General features: G+C 72.5%; 20 protein-coding genes. 3 read left to right on the top strand and 17 right to left on the bottom strand.

What is annotated here, in order from left to right:
* Positions 1–71: 71 nt before the first annotated feature.
* Both hrpB and I596_RS01880 read right to left on the bottom strand, forming a co-directional pair.
* On the bottom strand, positions 72–2,603 hold the full coding sequence (gene hrpB / locus I596_RS01885; protein WP_067651281.1) for an ATP-dependent helicase HrpB: 2,532 nt from the start codon (positions 2,601–2,603) through the stop codon (positions 72–74).
* 23 nt (positions 2,604–2,626) lie between these two features.
* Positions 2,627–3,424 (bottom strand): zinc-ribbon and DUF3426 domain-containing protein, encoded by a 798-nt coding sequence (locus I596_RS01880; RefSeq protein ID WP_067643372.1) that lies wholly within the window; start codon positions 3,422–3,424, stop codon positions 2,627–2,629.
* Between the two features lie 212 nt (positions 3,425–3,636).
* On the opposite strand from I596_RS01880, the gene ubiM reads away from it, so the two are divergent.
* Positions 3,637–4,833 carry a 5-demethoxyubiquinol-8 5-hydroxylase UbiM gene (gene ubiM, locus I596_RS01875; RefSeq protein ID WP_067643369.1) on the top strand — a complete coding sequence of 399 codons (1,197 nt, stop codon included), beginning with the start codon at positions 3,637–3,639 and terminating at the stop codon, positions 4,831–4,833.
* A gap of 94 nt (positions 4,834–4,927) precedes the next feature.
* On the opposite strand, the gene I596_RS01870 is transcribed toward ubiM, so the two are convergent.
* From I596_RS01870 to yihA, 8 genes are all read right to left on the bottom strand, one after another.
* A complete protein-coding gene (locus I596_RS01870) occupies positions 4,928–5,458 on the bottom strand; it encodes a DUF488 domain-containing protein (RefSeq protein ID WP_067643366.1) in 531 nt (176 codons plus the stop codon).
* A gap of 143 nt (positions 5,459–5,601) precedes the next feature.
* On the bottom strand, positions 5,602–6,498 hold the full coding sequence (gene prmA, locus I596_RS01865) for a 50S ribosomal protein L11 methyltransferase (protein WP_067643363.1): 897 nt from the start codon (positions 6,496–6,498) through the stop codon (positions 5,602–5,604).
* Between the two features lie 19 nt (positions 6,499–6,517).
* Positions 6,518–7,885, bottom strand: a complete 1,368-nt coding sequence (gene accC, locus I596_RS01860) for an acetyl-CoA carboxylase biotin carboxylase subunit (RefSeq protein ID WP_067643360.1) — start codon at positions 7,883–7,885, stop codon at positions 6,518–6,520.
* A gap of 13 nt (positions 7,886–7,898) precedes the next feature.
* Complete coding sequence (gene accB, locus I596_RS01855) at positions 7,899–8,354, bottom strand: acetyl-CoA carboxylase biotin carboxyl carrier protein (protein WP_067643357.1); 456 nt, start codon at positions 8,352–8,354, stop codon at positions 7,899–7,901.
* A 45-nt stretch (positions 8,355–8,399) separates the two neighbouring features.
* Positions 8,400–8,849, bottom strand: a complete 450-nt coding sequence (gene aroQ / locus I596_RS01850; protein ID WP_067643354.1) for a type II 3-dehydroquinate dehydratase — start codon at positions 8,847–8,849, stop codon at positions 8,400–8,402.
* A gap of 112 nt (positions 8,850–8,961) precedes the next feature.
* Complete coding sequence (gene dnaG / locus I596_RS01845; RefSeq protein ID WP_067643351.1) at positions 8,962–10,695, bottom strand: DNA primase; 1,734 nt, start codon at positions 10,693–10,695, stop codon at positions 8,962–8,964.
* An 88-nt stretch (positions 10,696–10,783) separates the two neighbouring features.
* Positions 10,784–10,957: a DUF1328 domain-containing protein gene (locus tag I596_RS01840; RefSeq protein WP_083965721.1), complete on the bottom strand. Its 174-nt coding sequence runs from the start codon at positions 10,955–10,957 to the stop codon at positions 10,784–10,786.
* A gap of 106 nt (positions 10,958–11,063) precedes the next feature.
* Positions 11,064–11,675, bottom strand: a complete 612-nt coding sequence (yihA, locus tag I596_RS01835; RefSeq protein WP_067643344.1) for a ribosome biogenesis GTP-binding protein YihA/YsxC — start codon at positions 11,673–11,675, stop codon at positions 11,064–11,066.
* 168 nt (positions 11,676–11,843) lie between these two features.
* Between yihA and I596_RS01830 the strand changes: the two genes are divergently transcribed.
* A complete protein-coding gene (locus I596_RS01830) occupies positions 11,844–12,182 on the top strand; it encodes a DMT family protein (RefSeq protein ID WP_067643341.1) in 339 nt (112 codons plus the stop codon).
* A 467-nt stretch (positions 12,183–12,649) separates the two neighbouring features.
* On the opposite strand, the gene I596_RS01825 is transcribed toward I596_RS01830, so the two are convergent.
* The 4 genes from I596_RS01825 to I596_RS01810 all read right to left on the bottom strand — a co-directional run bounded on the left by I596_RS01825 (position 12,650) and on the right by I596_RS01810 (position 15,883).
* Entirely contained in the window at positions 12,650–13,552 is a 903-nt protein-coding gene (locus I596_RS01825) for a PIG-L family deacetylase (RefSeq protein WP_067643337.1), read from the bottom strand.
* A 295-nt stretch (positions 13,553–13,847) separates the two neighbouring features.
* Entirely contained in the window at positions 13,848–14,450 is a 603-nt protein-coding gene (locus I596_RS01820) for an IMPACT family protein (protein ID WP_150131968.1), read from the bottom strand.
* A 69-nt stretch (positions 14,451–14,519) separates the two neighbouring features.
* On the bottom strand, positions 14,520–15,335 hold the full coding sequence (locus I596_RS01815; protein WP_067643331.1) for a hypothetical protein: 816 nt from the start codon (positions 15,333–15,335) through the stop codon (positions 14,520–14,522).
* The gene (locus I596_RS01810) at positions 15,332–15,883 is read right to left on the bottom strand and encodes an RNA polymerase sigma factor (protein WP_067643328.1); all 552 of its coding nucleotides are present in this window, start codon (positions 15,881–15,883) and stop codon (positions 15,332–15,334) included. The genes I596_RS01815 and I596_RS01810 overlap by 4 nt, the downstream gene beginning before the upstream one ends.
* Before the next feature lie 182 nt (positions 15,884–16,065).
* Here I596_RS01810 and I596_RS01805 point away from each other — a divergent pair, with 182 nt between their 5' ends.
* The gene (locus I596_RS01805) at positions 16,066–16,419 is read left to right on the top strand and encodes a VOC family protein (protein WP_067643326.1); all 354 of its coding nucleotides are present in this window, start codon (positions 16,066–16,068) and stop codon (positions 16,417–16,419) included.
* Between the two features lie 143 nt (positions 16,420–16,562).
* On the opposite strand, the gene I596_RS01800 is transcribed toward I596_RS01805, so the two are convergent.
* From I596_RS01800 to I596_RS01790, 3 genes are all read right to left on the bottom strand, one after another.
* Complete coding sequence (locus I596_RS01800; RefSeq protein ID WP_067643323.1) at positions 16,563–16,865, bottom strand: winged helix-turn-helix domain-containing protein; 303 nt, start codon at positions 16,863–16,865, stop codon at positions 16,563–16,565.
* 7 nt (positions 16,866–16,872) lie between these two features.
* Positions 16,873–17,505 (bottom strand): hypothetical protein, encoded by a 633-nt coding sequence (locus I596_RS01795; RefSeq protein ID WP_067643320.1) that lies wholly within the window; start codon positions 17,503–17,505, stop codon positions 16,873–16,875.
* A 258-nt stretch (positions 17,506–17,763) separates the two neighbouring features.
* Positions 17,764–18,996 (bottom strand): acyltransferase family protein, encoded by a 1,233-nt coding sequence (locus I596_RS01790; protein WP_067643317.1) that lies wholly within the window; start codon positions 18,994–18,996, stop codon positions 17,764–17,766.
* Between the last annotated feature and the right edge of the window lie 53 nt (positions 18,997–19,049).

Here is a 19,049-nt window from a genome sequence, read left to right as displayed (position 1 = left end):
CGTGGCGATGATACAGGACCGGCTGCGGCGGCTGGGAGCGGCCGGCGCGTGTCCTCCGGAACGTCGGGGCGTCAGCGCCCGCGCGGCTTGGCGCGGTGGGTCGGCGGCGCGCTCCACGGGTCGTCGGGCCAGGGGTGCTTCGGGTAGCGGCCCTTCAGTTCCTTGCGCACGTCCGGGTAGGTGCGCTCCCAGAAGCTCTTGAGGTCGCCGGTCACCTGGATCGGCCGGCCGGCCGGCGACAGCAGGTGCAGCAGCAGCGGCACGCGGCCACCGGCGACGCGCGGCGTCTCGGCCAGGCCGAACAGCTCCTGCAGCTTGACCGCCAGCACCGGCGGCGCGTCCGCCGCATAGGTGATCGGGCGCTCCATGCCGCTGGGCACGCGGATCGTCGCCGGCGCCTCCGCGTCGAGCGTCTGGCGCAGGCGATGGTCGAGCCGGCCGGCGAGCGCCTCGGACAAGGTCGCGGCGCCGATCGCGTCGAGCCGGCGCACGCCGGTGAGGTACGGGGCCAGCCAGGTTTCGAGCGTCGCCAGCAGGGCCGGCTCGGAGAAGTCCGGCAGGCCCAGCTCCGGCCGCCAGGCACGCAGCGCCTCGACGCGCGCACGCAACGCCTGCGCTGTCGCACTCCACGGCAGTGCGTCCAGGCCGCGGGCGCGCACCGCCGCGAGCAGGGCCGGGACGCTGTCGGCCGCGGTGGCCGGCACGCTGCGCCGCTCCAGCACGATCGCGCCGAAGTGCCGCTCCTCGAAGGCGGCGACTGCGGCGGTCGCCTCGTTCCACTCGACCACGCGGCGCTGCCCGAACGCCTGCGGGAAATCGCGCGCCAGGCACGCCGGATCGAACGGGGCAGCGGCCAGGATCAGGCTGTCACGCGCATCGCGGCGCAGGTCGACGACGACCAGCCACGGCTCGCCGAACAGCGCGCTGTCCTCGTGCAGGCGCGCGCCGCGGCCGTTGGCGAGCTGGTAGCGCCGCGGGTTGGCCGGGTCCTGCCGGGCGATGCGATCGGGAAACGCGTGGATCAGCACGTCGCCGGCCGCGGTCGCCGCCGCACCCTCGGAGACCTGCGCGCGTGCCGGCGCGCCGGCACGCCGGCGCCAGGCCTCGGCGGCTTGCGCGATCGCCGCCAGCGCCGCGCCGTCGGCACCGGCGGCGCGCAGTGCCGCGGCATCCCGCGACCGCCAGGCGGCCAGGGCGGCGTGGCGCGGGCGCAGGTCGTCGCCGCGGGCGGCGGCGCCGCGCAACGGATTGCGGGCTTCGATCAGGGCGGCCAGGTCGCAGGCGAGCGCGCGTGCGGCCGGCGCGGCACGCAACACCGCGGCGCCCAGCCGCGGATGCGCGCCCAGCCGCAGCAGGTCGCGGCCGAGCGGCGCCAGGTGACCATCCGCGCCGAGCGCGCCGAGCGCGGCCAGCAGGTCGCGCGCCTGGGCCAGGGCGCCGGTCGGCGGCGGATCGAGCCAGTCGAGTGCGTCCGAGCCCCAGGCCGCCAGCTCCAGCGCCAGCCCGGACAATTCCACCTGGGCGATCTCCGGCGTGCGCGCCGGCTCCAGGCGGCGGCTCTCGGGCCACAGGCGCAGGCACAGGCCCGGACCGAGGCGGCCGGCACGGCCGGCGCGCTGGTCGGCCGAGGCCTGCGCGATCGTCACCGTCTCCAGCCGCGTGAAGCCGGAATTCGGGTCGAACCGGGGTTCGCGCGCGAGTCCGCAGTCGACCACCGCGCGGATGCCCGGCAGCGTGACGCTCGACTCGGCGACATTGGTGGCCAGCACCACGCGGCGGCCGCCGCCGGCGGCCGGTTGTAGCGCGGCCTGCTGCGCGGCCACCGCGAGCTCGCCGTGCAGCGGCACGGTCTCGGCGCCGGCCAGCCCGTCCGGATCGGCCGCCAGCACCTGGGCGATGCGATCGATCTCGCGCTTGCCCGGCAGGAACACCAGCACGTCGCCGGCGCTTTCGGCCAGGGCCTGCTGCGCCGCTCGGCGCACCTGGAACGGCCAGCCGGCCTCGCCGTACGCCTCGCCGGCGCGCGCCGGCGGATGGGCGAGGCGGACCGGATAGCTGCGGCCGGCGCTGGTCAGGCGCGGCGCGTCGAGCCAGCGGGCGATGCGCTCGCCGTCCAGCGTCGCGGACATCACCACCAGGCGCAGGTCCGGCCGCAGGTTGGCCTGGGCGTCGAGCGCCAGCGCCAGGCCGAGATCACCCTGCAGGTGGCGCTCGTGGAACTCGTCGAAGAGGATCGCGCCGATCCCGGTCAGTTCCGGATCGTCCTGGATCAGGCGCGTCAGGATGCCTTCGGTCACGACCTCGATGCGCGTGGCCGCCGACACGCGCGACTCGAAGCGGATGCGGTAGCCCACCGTCGCGCCCACCGGCTCGCCGTAGCGCGTAGCCATGAAGCCGGCGGCGGCGCGTGCGGCGATCCGGCGCGGCTCGAGTATCAGGATGCGGCGGTCGCCGAGCCAGTCCGCGCCGAGCAGGGCCGGCGGCACCTGGGTGGTCTTGCCGGCGCCCGGCGGCGCCTCCAGCACCAGGCGCGGATGCGCGGCGAGCTGCCGGAGGATCTCCGGCAGCAGCGTATCGATCGGGAAGCCGGCCGCAGCGGCCACGTCGGTCACCGCCGTGCCGGCCTTCAGTCGAAGCGGAACTCGAACGCGACCGCGTCGCGTCCGGGATCGACGACCTCGAACACCAGCGCCGCGCTGGCGCCGGCCGCCAGGCCCGCGGCGCGCTGCTGCGGATCGGTGAGGTACTCGGCCGGCTCGAAGCGGCGCATCGCGACGCGCCGCTCGTCGAGGTCGGACAGCACGATCTCGACCGCCGGGAACGCCTGCGCGAACGGCGCGTCGTTGCGCACCGTCGCCGAGATGATCAGGGCGCCGGCCACCGACGGATGCGGGCGGATGTCGCGTGAGCTCAAGGCCAGGCGGTCCAGGTCACGGCGCGGCGGCAGGCGGCAGCCCAGCGCTTCCAGGCGCGCGCACACCGCGTCGATGCGCGGGCGCCAGCCATCGCTTTCGAGCCAGCGCGCACGCTCGATCCAGGCCGCCTGCACCGCCAGCGCCGCCGCCAGCACGGCGCTGGCCAGGGCCCACGGCCAGGTCCGGTGCCGGCGCACCGCGCGGCGCGGCCGCGAGAACGCCGGCTTGCCGGGGCGCTCGGATGCGCGCGGACGCTCGTCCGGATCGAAGACCAGCATCGCCTGGCGGTTCTGCGGCCGGTAGACCGGCACGCCGAGCTGCGGCGGTGCGGCGGCGGAGGGGTGCGCGGGCAGGCTGTCGATCGGCTCCGGCGGCAGGGTCTCGGCCAGGGTCCGCAATGCATCGAACACGGCATTGCAGTGCCCGCAGCGCACGCTGGCGTTCGCCGCTGCCAGCTCGGCGGCAGCGAAGCGGAAGATGGTCCGGCATTCCGGGCACTGGGCGTACATGGGCGTGGACGTCGGCGAGCGAGCCGGCCGATTGTACGTGCCCGCCGCGGGAGCGGCACGCGACCTGCGTCCCGGTGCCGGCGTGCGCCGCGCCGAAACGCCGCACCGCCTGCGCGGCCGTACATGACGCCGATCAAGCCCGCCTGCGGCCGGCTGGCGCCAGACTGTGGCTCTGAGCGTTCGCAGAGGCGAGCGCCGCCAAAGGAGCCGCCATGCAGGTCGATATCGCCATCGTCGGTGCCGGTCCCGCCGGCCTGTGCCTGGCCCGTTCGCTGGCCGGCGGCGGCCTGTCGGTGACGCTGGTCGATCCGCAGCCGCGTGCGGCGCTGGCCGCGCCGGCGTTCGACGGCCGCGAGATCGCCCTGACCCATGCCTCGCGGCACCTGCTCGAGGACGCCGGCATCTGGGCCCGCCTCGACGTCGCGTCGATCGCGCCGCTGCGTGCGGCGCGGATCGTCAATGGCCGGTCCGCGCCGGCGCTGACGATCGACGCCCGCGACAGCGGCCACCCGCAACTCGGCTTCCTGGTGCCCAATCACCGGATCCGTCGCGCCGCGTTCGAGGCGGCCATCGCGACCGCCGGCGTCACGCTGCTGGACGGCTGTCGCGTGACCGCGGTCGATGCGGCCGGCGCGGACCGCACCGTGCTGGCGCTGTCTGACGGCCGCCGGATCCCGGCGCGGCTGGTCGTCGCCGCCGACGGCCGCTTCTCGGCCACGCGCCGCCTGCTCGGCATCGGCGCGCGCCAGCGCGATTTCGGCAAGACGATGCTGGTCTGCCGGATGACGCACGAACAGCCGCACGATGCAGTCGCGCTGGAGTGGTTCGACCACGGCCAGACCGTGGCCCTGCTGCCGCTGGCCGGGGCGTGTTCCTCGCTGGTGCTGACGCTGCCGCCGATCGAGACCGAGCGACTGATGGGCCTGGACGACACGGCGTTCGGCGCCGAGATCACGCTGCGCCTCGGCGGTCGCCTCGGCGCGATGCAGCCGGCCAGCAGCCGCCATGCCTATCCGCTGGTCGCGGTCCTCGCCGATCGCTTCGCCGGGCCACGCTGCGCGCTGATCGGCGACGCCGCGGTCGGCATGCACCCGGTGACCGCGCACGGCTTCAATTTCGGCCTGCTCGGCCAGGCGCGCCTGGCCGCTGCGATCCACGCCGCCACCCGCAGGCACAGCGACATCGCTGATCCGGGGCTGCTGTCGCGCTATGCGCTCGAGCACCGCCGCGCGACCGAACCGCTATATCGGACGACGAACCTGATCGCCTCGCTCTACACCGACGAGCGCGCCCCAGCGCGCTGGCTGCGCGCGGCAGCCCTCGGCGTGGCCGCCCGCCTGCCGCCGCTGCAGCGCGCGATCGCCGCCCACCTGACCGACGCACGCGCGCTGCCGCCGGCGCGGGGGTGAACGCTCGCGCCCAGCGGTCGCGCGCGCCGGGGCTTTCCTCCGCCACCGGCGTTCGTGCACCGATACGGCACGGCCCGCACGACCGACGTAACCGTCAGAACAGCGCCGCCTGCCCGCCACCGTAGACCGGCACATCACCGTCTAGCCGCGCCGGCTCGCGGAACGCATGTGGCGCGGTCGCGCCGGCGTCGAGGATGTGCACGACCTGCCAGCCGTGCAGCGCGAAATCGTCGGCGAGCATCGAGCGGTGACACTGCCACCACAGCCGCTCCGCGCACATCACGGCGCAGCGCTGGCGCGATGCCAGGCCGGCCAGCTCGGCGAACGCCCGGCGATAGGCCGCGCTCGCCATGTGGTCGGCGTAGCCGCGGAACGCCTCGCTGCGCCAGACGCCGTTGCGCGAATCGGGCAGCGGCCGGCGCCGCCCGCCGAGCGCCTCGAAGTGCCGGTAGCCGATGCCGGCTTCGGCGAGCGCGGCCGGCAGCGTCGGGCCGAACTGCGGATGGCGACGCGACCCCGGAAAGCGCCGCACGTCGGCGACGAGCGCGATCGCATGCGCGCGCAACAGCTGCACGAAGGCATCGAGCGGGTGCGTCGAATGGCCGATGGTCCAGAGCGTGTGCATCGCGAACGGCGGGTCGAAGGAACGGACGAGGTGTTCACGGCGCCGCCGGCGCGATCGCCGGTCGCCGGTCGCCGGTCGCCGGTCGCCGGTCGCCGGTCGCCGATGCTAGGCCGCGCCGCTGAACGGCGCCGTGCTGCCGCGTTTCAGCGGCGCCGGCCGCTGATCCGCACCCAGTCCTCGCGCACGGCGACGGCGAGATCCTCGAACCATTCGCCGTAGCGCGTCAGCAGGTCCTCGTGCTGGCCGTGCAGGATGCCCGACAGCGCCAGCACGCCGCCCGGCACGACACAGGCGGCGAAGCGCGGCGCGAGCTCGGCCAGCGGGCCGGCCAGGATGTTGGCGACGAAGACCTCGGCCGGGCGGTCGTCGAAGGCCTCCGGCAGGTACAGGTCCAGGTCCGCGGCGACGCCGTTGCGCTCGGCGTTGTCGCGGCTGGCGGTGATCGCCTGCGGGTCGTTGTCGATGCCGGCCACGTGCGCCGCGCCGAGCTTGAGCGCGGCGATCGCCAGCACGCCCGAGCCGCAGCCGAAGTCGATCACGCGGCGGCCGGCGAGGTCCTGCGCGTCGAGCCATTCCAGGCACAGCGCCGTGGTCGGGTGCGTGCCGGTGCCGAAGGCCAGGCCCGGATCAAGCCGCACGATCGCCAGCGCCGGGTCGGCCGGCGGTTCGATGTTCCACGGATAGATCCACAGCCGGCGACCGAACGGCATCGGCTTGAACTGGTCCATCCACACGCGCGTCCAGTCCTGGTCGGCCACCTCGCGGAACGCAACCTGGTCCGGCGCCAGTTGCGGCAGCAGCTCGCCCAGCACGTGCAGCAGGCCGCTGCGGTCGGCCGCCGCGTCGAACAGCGCCGACAGCTCGATCGTCGTCCACAGCGGCGTCTCGCCGACGCCGGGCTCGAAGATCGCCTGCTCGTCCGGCGTCTCGGCGTCGGCGTCGCGCAGCGTGATCGCCAGCGCGCCGACGTCCTCCAGTGCCGCCTCGACGGCGGGCTGGTCGGCCAGGTGCACCGTCAGGATGAGTTCGAGCCAGGACATGCGATGGGCCTGTGCGTGATCAGCCGAGGCCGATCGCCTTTTCCTTGGACTCGGCGATGCGCTTTTCGAGGTAGTGGATGTTCTGGCCGCCGGCGCGGAAGCCGCCGTCGGCCATGATCCGCTGCTGCAGCGGCACGTTGGTCTTGATGCCGTCCACGACCAGCTCCGACAGCGCGATGCGCATGCGCGCGATCGCCGTGTCGCGGTCGACGCCGTGGGCGATCAGCTTGCCGATCATCGAGTCGTAGTTGGGTGGGATGCGATAGCCGTCGTAGATGTGCGTGTCCACGCGGATGCCCGGCCCACCGGGCGCCTCGAAGGTCTTGACGGTGCCGGGGCTGGGCATGAACGTGTCCGGGTCCTCGGCGTTGATCCGGCATTCGATCGCGTGGCCGGTGAAGCGCACGTCCTCCTGGCGGATCGAGAGCCGGTGGCCGGCCGCGATCAGCAGCTGCTCGCGGACCAGGTCGATGCCGGTGATCATCTCGGTGACCGGATGCTCGACCTGGATGCGGGTGTTCATCTCGATGAAGTAGAAGCGGCCGTTCTCGTAGAGGAACTCGAACGTGCCGGCACCGCGGTAGCCGATGCGCAGGCAGGCGTCGACGCAGACCTTGCCGATCTCGGCGCGCTGCTCGGCGGTGATGCCGGGCGCCGGCGCTTCCTCGACCACCTTCTGGTGGCGGCGCTGCATCGAGCAGTCGCGCTCGCCGAGGTGGATCGCGCTGCCCTGCCCGTCGGCCAGCACCTGGATCTCGACGTGGCGCGGGTTCTCGAGGAATTTCTCCATGTAGACCTGGTCGTTGCCGAACGCGGCTCGCGCCTCGGTCTTGGTCATCGCGATCGCGTTGCCGAGGTGCGCTTCGGTGAACACCACGCGCATGCCGCGGCCGCCGCCGCCGCCGGCGGCCTTGATGATGACCGGGTAGCCGATCTCGCGCGCGATGCGCAGGTTCTCGGCGGTGTCCTCACCGAGCGGCCCGCCCGAGCCCGGCACGCAGGGCACGCCGGCGGCCTTCATTGCGCGGATCGCCTCAACCTTGTCACCCATCAGGCGGATCACGCCGGCGGTCGGGCCGATGAAGATGAAGCCGGACTGCTCGACGCGCTCGGCGAAGTCGGCGTTCTCGGACAGGAAGCCGTAGCCGGGATGGATCGCCTGCGCGTCGGTGACCTCGGCCGCGGCGATCAGCGCCGGGACGTTGAGGTAGCTCTCGGCCGCCGGCCCGGGGCCGATGCAGATCGACTCGTCGGCCATGCCGACGTGTTTGAGGTTGCGGTCCACCGTCGAGTGGACGGCGACCGTGCGGATGCCCAAGGCATGGCAGGCGCGCAGCACGCGCAAGGCGATCTCGCCGCGGTTGGCGATCAGGACTTTCTCGAGCATCGTGGGCTCCGTCTCAGCCGATCACGAACAGCGGTTCGTCGAACTCGACCGGCTTGCCGTTCTCGACCAGGATCGCCGTGACGGTGCCGGCCACGTCGGCCTCGATCTGGTTGAACATCTTCATCGCCTCGATGATGCCGAGCGTGTCGCCGGCCTTGACCTTCTGGCCGACCGCGATGAACGGCGGCGCGCCGGGGCTGGCCGAGGCGTAGTAGGTGCCGACCATCGGCGAGCGCACGACGTGCCCTTCGGGCAGGCCGGGCTTGGCCGGGGCAGCGGGCGCGGCGGCCGGTGCGGCCGGCGCCTCGACCGGCAGCGCCGGAGCCATCGGCAGCGAGGCCGACACCGCCTGGATACCCTTGGGGAACCGCGACAGGCGGACGATCTCCTCGCCCTCCTTGATCTCCAGTTCGGCCAGGTTCGACTCTTCGAGCAGGTCGATCAGCTTCTTGATCTTGCGCAGATCCATGGATTGGACTCGTGTCGGTTGGGGCCGCGACGACGCCGCGGCCGGTCAGGATGGGTCGGATGCGAGCCGGGCGAGGATCGCCTGCAGCCCGAGCCGGTAGCTGTCCACGCCGAGCCCGACGATGACGCCGGCGGCGATGTCCGACAGGACCGAGCGATGGCGGAACGCCTCGCGCGCGTGGACGTTGGACAGGTGCACCTCGATGAACGGGATCGCCACGCCGGCCAGCGCGTCGCGCAGCGCGATGCTGGTGTGCGTGAAGGCGGCCGGATTGATCAGGATCCAGGCCACGCCTTCCTCGCGTGCCGCCTGCACCCGGTCGATCAGCGCATGCTCGGCATTGGACTGGAAGCACGCCAGCGCGTGGCCGGCGGCCCCGGCGGCGGCGGCCAGCCCGGCGTCGATCTCGGCCAGCGTCGTGCGGCCGTAGACCTCGGGCTCGCGCGTGCCGAGCAGGTTGAGGTTGGGGCCATGCAGGACCAGGATCTTCGCCACGGGGCTTTTCGCGGATCGAACAAGCGCGCAAGTGTCCTCGAAGTCGGCAATCCTGTCCAGTTCGGCGACGTTTGACGAACTTTTTGCTGCGGCGCGCGCAGCGGCACGCCGATCAGCGGCCGCCGACCGCCAGCAGGCTGCGCAACTCGTCGTTTTCCGCGGGGCTCAGGCTCGATTCGGCCAGCTTGCGCTGCAGGTCGTCACGGCGCTGCAGGCGCGCCTGGCGATCCAACTGGGCCAGGGCGCCGGCGAATTCGGCCTGCCAGGCCTGCGTGTCGCCCGGGAACGGCATCACCGCCAGCTTCTGCAGCGCGGCGCGCTCTTCGCGTTCGCCGAAATGCTCGATCAGCGCACCGGTGGTGACGCCGGGCCGGCTGCGCGCCAGCCCGATCAGCTCGATCAGCAGCGGCACGCCCGGCTGGCGCAGCTCCGCGAAGGTCCACGGCGGCTCGATCGCCGCGCCGAGCGCCGGGTTCTGCACCAGCAGGGCCACCGCCGTGCGCACCAGCGAGCGCTGCGGCGGCCGCGAGGCACGCGCTTCGGCCGAGGCGCGCGCGATCAGCGGCGCGACGGCGGCCGGGGTGCCGCCGGGCATGCGCGTCCCGGACAGCCGCTCCAGCTCCCCCTCCATCAGGTCGCGGAACGCGCCTTCGGGAATCTGCGCGATCAGCGGCCGCGCACGCGCGGCCAGACGCGCCTTGCCCTCCAGGCTGGCCAGGTCCGATTCCTTGCCGACCTCGGCGAAGAAGAACGTGCTGAGCGGCGTGGCGGCCTTCAGGCGCTGCTCGAAGCCCGCCGCGCCTTCCTGGCGGACCAGCGAATCGGGGTCCTCGCCGTCGGGCAGGAACAGGAACCAGGCCTGGCGCCCGTCGCGCATGCGCGGCAGCACCGATTCCACCGCGCGCCAGGCCGCCTGGCGGCCGGCGCGGTCGCCGTCGAAGCAGAAGAACACGTCCGCCGCGTTGCGGAACAGGATCTCGGCGTGCTCGCGCGTGGTCGCCGTGCCGAGCGTCGCCACGGCCTGAGTGATACCGGCCTGGTGCAGCGCGATGACGTCCATGTAGCCCTCGACCACCAGCAGCCGGGTGATCTTCTGGTGCGCCTCGCGCACCTGCCACAGGCCGAACAGCTCCTGGCCCTTGTGGAACAGCGGCGTCTCGGGCGAATTGAGGTACTTGGGACCGTCGTCCTTGCCCATCACGCGGCCGCCGAACGCGATCGTGCGCCCGCGCCGGTCGAGGATCGGGAACATCACGCGGTCGCGGAAGCGGTCGTAGCGCTTGCCGCCCTCGCCGGCCAGCATGCCGGCCTTGTCCAGCAGCGCGATGCGCTGCGGCGTGCGGCCGAGCGCCTGCAGTATCCCGTCCCAGGCGTCCGGCGCGTAGCCGAGGCCGAAGCGCGTACGCGTGGCTTCGTCGACCCCGCGCCGCTCGAAGTACGCGCGCGCCTTCTCGCTCTGCGCCAGCGCGCGCCGGTAGAACCCGGCCGCCCCGTCGAGCAGCTCGAACAGCTCGCTGCTGTCCTCGCGGACCTCGCGGCGCCCGCCCTCGTACGGCACCTTCAGGCCGACCCGGGCCGCCAGTTCCTCCACCGCGTCGACGAACTCGAGCCGGTCGTAGTCCATCAGGAACTTGATCGCGCTGCCGTGCGCGCCGCAGCCGAAGCAGTGGTAGAACTGCTTGACCGGCGACACCGTGAACGAGGGCGAGCGCTCGTCGTGGAACGGGCAACGCGCGCTCCAGTCGCGGCCGGCCTTCTTCAACGGCACGCGCTGCTCGATCACGTCGACGATGTCGACACGGGCGAGGAGGTCGTCGATGAAGCTGTCGGGGATGCGGCCGCGCATGGCGCATAGGATATGCCACGCGGCCCGGCCGCCGGACCGGCGACGACGCGCCGCGGCGCCGATGCCGCGGCGCGCCGGGAAATCGCGGCTACGTGAACAGGTTGATGCCGAGCACGATGCCGAGGATCGCCAGCGCGACCAGCACCAGGAAGATGAAGAAGATGATCTTGGCGATGCCGGCCGAGGCACCGGCGATGCCGGTGAAGCCGAGCGCACCGGCGATCAGCGCGACCACCGCAAAGAAAAGGGCCAACTTGAGCATGGCGTCCTCCGGTCCGTAGGGGGCGATCGCGCGATCGGCGACCACGGCGCAGCCTGCCAGAGCCTCGCGCGCCGGGACCTGAACGGTCCGGGGGCGGATTTACGCCTCAGTCACCGCCGGCGAGCCCGAGCCAGCCTGCCAGCACCGCGCGCGCCTCGTCGACGCCGGTCTTGGCCAGCGACGAGAACAGCTGCGCGCTGGCCTGCGGCGCCCGCGCCTGGAGCTCCTTGCGCACCGCCAGCAGCGTGCGCATGCCTTCGCTGCGCGAGAGCTTGTCGGCCTTGGTCAGCAGGCAATGGACTTCGCGGCCGGTCGCCACCGCATACTCCAGCATCTGCTGGTCGAACTCGCGCAGCGGGTGGCGCACGTCCATGATCAGCACCAACCCCTTGAGCGCCTCGCGCGTGCGCAGGTAGGTGTCGATCAGCCCGCGCCAGTGCAGGCGCAGGTTCTCGGGCACCTTGGCGTAGCCGTAACCGGGCAGGTCGATCAGGCGGTGGGCGTCGTCGAGCGGGAACACCACCAGCTGCTGCGTGCGGCCCGGCGTCTTGCTGGTGCGCGCCAGGCCCTGCTGGTCGCAGATCGTGTTGAGCGCGCTGGACTTTCCGGCGTTGGAGCGCCCGGCGAACGCGGCCTCGGCGCCGCCGTCGGGCGGCAGGTCGCGCAGGTGGTGCGCACTGATCAGGTACTGGGCGTTGCGGAACGGATTCTTGGCCATGTCGGGGATCGGGTCGGAGGACGGTCCGCGCCGGCACGGCGGGGAAGCGGCGGCGCCCGGCGGCGCCGGCGCCCATTCTCGCCCAAGCGCGGCGCGGGCACACCCTCGGGCACGGCAATTGGGCTAGGCTCGCGGCCCCCGCCATCCTTCGCGCCGGAGTGCCGTCCCATGTGGACCCATACCGCCCCGATCCTGCTGCTGATCGCCTCGAACGTGTTCATGACGTTCGCCTGGTACGGGCACCTGAAGTTCACCGACCGGCCGCTGTTCGCGGTGATCCTGGTCGCCTGGGGCATCGCGTTCTTCGAGTACTGCCTGCAGGTGCCGGCCAACCGGATGGGCTACACGGTCTACAACGCGGCCCAGCTCAAGACGATCCAGGAGATCATCACCCTGGTGGTCTTCGTGGTGTTCTCGGTCACCTATCTCGGCGCGGCGATCAAGTGGAACCACCTGGTCGGCTTCGCGCTGATCGCGCTGGCGGCGTTCTTCATCTTCCTGGACTAGGGCGTGTCATCAATCCCCCGGCAGGTCGCGTTGGCCCTGGAAAGTCGTCAGGGGGTGTTGTGTGGCGCCGCGCCTGACTGGCCGTCAGGTCAAGCCGCGCAACGCACGCTGGCGGCTTTCCAGGGCCAACCCGTAGGGCCGTTCTTGCGTGCGCCCGGGACTGCGTCATCGCTCGGGCGTGGACCCACGTCCACTTCCTCCCTCTTCCTTGGCCCGGACGCACGCAAGAACGGCGCGGCCTACCGAGGGATTGATGACACGCCCTAGGGCACGTCATCCGTCCCCGGGCGGGTCGCGCCGGCCCGCCGTCACACGTGGCCGGGGGCGCGGGCCGTCGGGGGTCAGCGCGCGCGGCCCCTCTCACGAGGGGCCCGCAGGTGCGGCCTCCAAGACCGGTGCGGACCGCAACGGCCAAGGGCATCCCGCCGTGCTCCGCTCGCCCCACACGGCGAACCGGCCCGGCCGGTTCAGAACGCGCAGGTGCCGATGCCGTCGATCACGCGAAAGTAGTTGCGCGACAGCCAGGCGTTGTGCGACCCGTCGAACGTGCTGGGGTGATCGAAGTCGGCGATGCCGGAGGTCGTGGCGCCCCAGACCGCCGCGTTGTTGACCAGGTTGTCGCCACTGATGTTCGCAGGCCGGTTGTTGGTGTGGTATTCGACGTAGAGCGCCTGGTCGATGCACGTGGAGACCAGGCCGCGCGCCTCCTGCACGGCCAGCGAGGTGTAGCGATGATCGGAATGGTCGCCCGGATTCTTGCCGGCGTCCGTCTCGGCGATGTTGAGCCAGACCCCGGCCGATCCGCCGGCCTCGGCGCGTATCAGGCCCGCCAGCGTCGCGGTGAGATCGCTCCAGCTGCCATACGTCGCCGAGCCGTCCACCGCGTTGATCGGCGTGTTGCCGGTCTTGAGCTTCTGAAGGCTCTGCGAACCGGTCGTCGGGTAGCCGGTGCCGTTGGGATTGCCGTCCGGCAGCCGCAGGAAATACATCACCGCCCGGCCGTCGCCGGACGCGAACCGTGTGATGGAGCGGCCGTTTATCGTGCGCGCTCCCTGGTTGAGCACCTGTTGCCCGATGGCGCCGTTGGCCGACTTGCTGAAGCGCAGCGCGCGCAATGCGCCTTCTTCGCGCGCCAGGTAGTACGGGTGCTGCCGGCCGTTGGAGCCGATGCCCGCACCGGCATCGCCCGCGGTCGTGTGGACGATGACGGTCTTGTTGCTGGTGTTGCGGACGTCCTTGTACGCATTCGGATTCATGAACAGCTGCCAGTCGTCCGGATGCGCGACGACATAGAAGGTGGTGAACGGCGCCGCCGACACCGAGGTCGCGGCGGTGAGAAGCAGGCCGTACAGCAAGGATCGGACGTTCATGGGTGCTCCCTGGAAGCGACGCGGGAAGGCCGAGGGGACGCATGGTTCATGAAGACGGTCACCTCGCTCCCGGCGCGGGACGCTGACGGGTGCGCCGCGACGCCAGGCAACGTGCGCCTTCGCTCCTTGGAAACGTCGGTTCCGCGGCCGCCCCTACCCGGCGATTCGATCGCGCGTCCAGTATCCCGAACGCCGGCATCGCGTTCCCGCAGTCCAAGCGAGATCCCGGGGCGATGGCCACGGGAGGCACGCCGGCCGCAACCGGGCGGCGTCGGTCCGGACGTGGCGCGGCCGGCTACGACGGGGTCGTAGCGTCGTCCTGCACGTCGACCACCGCGCGGCCGCGCGTCAGGTCGCGCAGCCAGCCGGTGAACGCCACCACGCGATCGCGCGGCAGCGCCAGGCGCAGCCGCGCACCGTCCGCGTCGAAGCCTTCGTCGAGCTTCTCGGCCGAGAACTCGGGCAGGCGCGCATGCAGCGTCGGCAGGTTCGGGAAATCGCAGCTCACCTCGATCGTCGCCCGATCCACGATCGGCAGGCGCGCCGCCAGGCGCAGGCATTCCGCAGCGCAGCCGCCATAGGCGCGGACCAGCCCGCCGGCGCCGAGCTTGGTGCCGCCGAACCAGCGCGTGACGACGACGATGACCCGGTCCAGCCCCTGGCCGTCGATCGCCTGCAGGATCGGCCGGCCGGCGGTACCGCCGGGCTCGCCGTCGTCGGAGAAGCGATAGTGCTGGCCGAAGCGGTAGGCCCAGCAGTTGTGCGTCGCGGCCGGATCGGCGACCTGCGCGACGAACGCCAATGCCGCGTCGACCGCGTCCAGCGGCGCCGCCTGGGCCAGGAACCGGCTCTTCTTGATCTCCTGCTGCAGGCGGGCTGCGCCGGCCAGGGTCTCCATGCTCGCCATCGCCGCATTGTAGGCCGCGGGCCGCTCCGGCCGCTCGCACGGCCGCGCCGCAGCGCGACCTCAGTCGTCCAACAGCGGCTGCAGGTCGGCGGGAATCGCCTGGCGCGGATGGACGCGCCGGAACAGGCGCAGGTTCTCGCCGGCCCAATGGCGCTGGCCTTCGCGGTCGAGCCGGCGGATCTCGTCGAGCCAGCGGGCCGGTGGCAGCCGCATGTTGCGGCGCAGTTCCGTCGAGGTGATCGGTGCCGGGCTGAGACCCGGAGCGGCACGCGGGGGCGTGGCTTCGGCCGGGGCCGGCACGGCCGGCGCGGCGGCCTTCTCCGCTTCCTGGCGCTGCGCTGCCGCCGCCGACTCCGCCACCGGCGCCTCGCGCGCATCGGCCGCGGGCGCGGCGGCCGGCGGCGCCGGCCGGGCCTGGGCCTTCTGTTCGATCGCCGGTGGCGAAGCCGTGCGCGCGCGCGGGGGCGATGCGGACGGGGCCGGCGCTGCCTCGACCGCTGGCGGGGCCGGCGGCGGCGGCGAAGGGGCCGGCGGTGGCGCCAGGATCGGCTCGACCGGGATCACGCCGGCCGGCGTGGTCTGCTGCGGAGCCGGTGCGGAACCGGCCGCCGGCACACCACGCTCGGGCATCGCCTGCCAGGCGATGCCGGCCGCCAGGACCATGCCCGCGACCGATCCGAGACCCAGCAGCCAGCGCTGGCGCCGGGGCGGGCGGTCGCCCGCGCCGCGGACAGCCCGCGCTGCCTCGGCCAGGACCGCGCGGTCGAGCCGGCGCGGCGGCTCGGCCTGCGGCAGCCGGCGGTAGAGCGTGCCGAGTTCGCCGCCGCCCGGTCCCAGCAGCGCGTCGAGATCGCGGTCGAGGCGATCGCCGCTCATGACTGGAACCTCGCGCGGATCCGCGCCAGCGCATAGCGCAGGCGCGACTTGACGGTCTCGCGGCCGGCGCCGGTCAGCTCGCCGATCTCCTCCAGCCCCAGGCCTCCTTCGATGCGCAGCAGGAACGCCAGGCGTTGTTCCTCGGGCAGGTCCTCCAGCGCCAGTTGCAGCTTGCGGCGCTGCTCGAACTCGCTGAGGACGCGGTCGGGCTGCTCGGTCTCGGGGGCGTCGAGCTGGCGGAACACCGCCTCGGCCTCCTCGTCCGACGCCGCGGGCCGCTGGCGCCGGAAGCGATCGACGATCAGGTTGTGGGCGATCTGCAACAGCCAGGTCGTGAACTTGGCATCGGGCCGGTAGCGCGCCCGCGCGGCGATCAGGCGGCTCCAGGTCTCCTGGAACACCTCGTCCGCATCGGCGCGGTTGTGCAGCGCGCGCATCGCGAACCGGTAGACCGTGCCGCGGTGGCGTCGATAGAGCATCTCGAAGGCGACGGTATCGCCCTCGGCATAAGCCGACATCAGTTCTTCGTCCGTTCGTTCGACCCCCATGCCGGTGAGGGTAAGGCAATCGGCGGGAGTCGTCATCGACATGGCGCCTTGCTGGAACGCGCGAACCGGCGCACCAGGGTTAGGAGCGGCGCCGCGCGGCACGCAAGGACCCGCGCTGCGGGCAGACAGCGAACCCGCCGCCGGGCGATCATGAGGGCCGATCAGCGGACAGGACAGCGGACATGGGCACGCACGGCAACGACCGGCAGATCGACTACATCGAGTTCAACGTCGCCGACATCGCGCGCAGCAAGGCGTTCTACGGCGCGGCGTTCGGCTGGACCTTCACCGACTACGGTCCGGCCTACTGCGAGTTCCGCGACGGGCGGCTGGCCGGCGGCTTCACGACCGCCGAGCCGGCGCGGCCCGGCGGGCCGCTGGTCATCCTCTACGCCGACGACCTGGCCGCCACCCAGCAGCGCCTGGAACAGGCCGGCGCAGGCATCAGCCGGCCGATCTTCGCGTTCCCGGGCGGGCGGCGCTTCCATTTCGTCGATCCCGACGGCTACGAACTGGCGGTGTGGTCGGTGGACTAGCCGATGGCGGGAGCCTGGGGGCTGCCACGCCCTCGATCGCAGGGCCCCGCGCTGTGCACGACCGCCGGCCAGGCATCGAGCGCACGCTCGATGCCTGCGCCACGAGCCGTGGTCACCCGCGCGCACTGTTTCCCGCTACGCCGCTAGCCGCGCGTGCCGATCAGCTTGCTCATCGCCTCCAGGTAGGCGGCGAATGCGCGCCGCCCCTCGGACGTGATGCGGATGCGCGTCAGCGGCTTGCGCTCGACGAAGCGTTTGTCGATCGCGACGTAGCCGGCCTCCTCCAGTTTCTTCAGGTGGACCGACAGATTGCCCTGGGTGGCGTTCAGCGCGTTCTTCAACTCGGTGAAATCGGCCACCTCGGCATCGGCGAGGTAGACCATCACGCCCAGCCGCAGGCGGCCGTGGATGATCTCGTCGATGCCGCCGAGGTCTGCCAGGCCCATCGGTGCGTCAGGCTCCCGCCTGTGTGCGCGCCTCGCGGAGCATGATCCAGCCCGGCAGCGCCATCAGCCCGAACAGCGCCGCCGTACAGACCATCAGGTAGTACGGGGTGCCGTTCAACAGGCCCAGCGCGACCGCCGCGAGCAGCCAGCCGATCGCCGTGGCCAGCATCCAGGCACGCCGCTGCAGCATGTGCATGACGTACCAGACCGCCCCCTGCAGCGCGAACACCACGGCCGGGTACAGCAGCCAGACCTGGAAGCTCTGCAGCCGCGCGGCATTGACGCCGAAGACCACGACCATCGCCAGGTTGGCCAGGCCGGCGCCGCCGAAGGTCGCGTTCAGCGCGCGATTGGCGGTCGAGCCGCGGAAGCCGGCGTCGCGATCGTGCCGGATCGCGGCGACCAGCACGATCAGGAATGTCGTCGTGATGCCGACGACGAAGGCCAGGCTGGCCCAGCCGGGCCAGCGGATCAGTCCTTCGGCCTGGCCCCAGTGGAACAGGCACTGCAGGCCGTAGAGCAGGCCGCCGGCCATGTAGGCGACACCACCGGCCATCCGCGTCCGGCCGGCACCGTCCACGATCGAGCGCAGGAAGGCCAGGTTCTCTTCGGGCGAGTGCGAGGGCGGTTCGGCGGACATGGCAGTTCCTGTTCCTATGGCATCGTCGGGAAAGGGCGTTCCCGCCCTTGGCCGACTCACACGGTCGCGGCAGCGCCGCGCCACCTGTTCCGCGCATCGACGGCACCGGCCGTCGATGCGCGAGCGATCCGTCCTCGCGATCGCGCCGGCCGGCCGCTTCCCGACAGCCGGCCGGCCGATTGTCACCCGCGGCCCGCCGGCAGCCGCGACGACCGGCCGATCCGCCGGTCATCGCGTGGCAGGCGATGGTAGCCGGCTTCATTGGCCGGTGACCAAGGGCGGCGGCACCGGCGCCGGCGCCGGGCCGCGGCGCGCGACCCGGCGGCCGTTGAGCCACAGGCCCATGAAGCTGTGGCGGATCAGTCCCTCGTAGCTCGCCAGGGCGATCGCCATCGTCCCCACGACCACCGCCGCCAGCTTGAGCCACCACGGCCATGCCAGGCCCTGCACCAGCACCTGGCCCGCCATCACCAGCGGCAGGTGGACGATGTAGACCCAGTACGAGGCATCGGCCAGGTAGCGCCGCAGCGCGCTGTAACCGGCGGCGAACCGCAGCGCCAGCGCGAGGGCGGCGAAGCTCGACGCATAGACCGCCAGCGCGTAGACGGCCGCCGCGGCCGCCTTCGGCCCGGGTGCGGTCAGCGGCACCAGGCGCGGCCCGGGCCCGCCTGCCAGCACCAGGGCGCCGGCGGTCACCGCCAGCGCCAGACCCAGGTACAGCGGCCACCCCGCCGCAATACGGACCAGCAGGTCGCGACGCCGTGCCAGCAGGATGCCAAACCCGAACGCGACACCGAACGCGGTGAGGGCTGCCGGGTTCGGGATCAGTGCCTGGTCCGGCGTCGGCACGCCGAAGAACGCGATCCATTTCGGCGTGCGGTAGAGCGCCAGTGCCAGCGGCACGGCCAGCACGAACGGCCCCAGCGGCCCGGCCAGGGCGCCGGCCAGGCGGTCGCCGGCACGCGCCCAGGTGCCGGTGTGGTCATAGCGGACCAGCGGCAGGCGCAGCGCCAGAAACGCGACATAGAACAACAGCAGCACCCAGAGGAACCACAGGTGGGTCAGCGGGAAGTCGTCCGGCGTGAATTTCGGCCCCGGCGGCGCTTCCGACGGCAGGTTGCCGCCAGTCTGGATCCAGGCATTCCAGACGATGACCGCCACGATGCACCCCAGGACCAGCCACCAGAACGCGAGCAGCGGACCGGCGATCCGGAGCAGCCGGTCCTTCACGAAGCCGGCCACGCCGCGCCGCTGCAGCAGCAGGTGGGCGAACAGGCCGGCGATCACGAAGAAGGTCGCCATCCGGAACACGTGGATCGCGAAGAACAGGACACCGGCCACCGGCGAGGTGGCCGGATCGGTGACCAGCCAGACCGGCGTCGGGAAGAACGCCAGCGCGGCGTGCAGCACCACGCCGAGCAGCAGCGCGCCGCCGCGCAGCGCGTCGAGGCCGTGCAGGCGTTCGGATCGATCGGTTTCGAGGGTCGACATCGCAGCGCTCCGGGATCGGGAGCGAAGCATACATAAACTGGTTTGTATTTCAA

Origin of the sequence: Dokdonella koreensis DS-123 (genome assembly GCF_001632775.1) — a bacterium.
Taxonomy (GTDB): domain Bacteria; phylum Pseudomonadota; class Gammaproteobacteria; order Xanthomonadales; family Rhodanobacteraceae; genus Dokdonella; species Dokdonella koreensis.
Note: the sequence above shows the minus strand (reverse complement) of the source record. Positions and strands in the feature narration are given on the sequence as shown.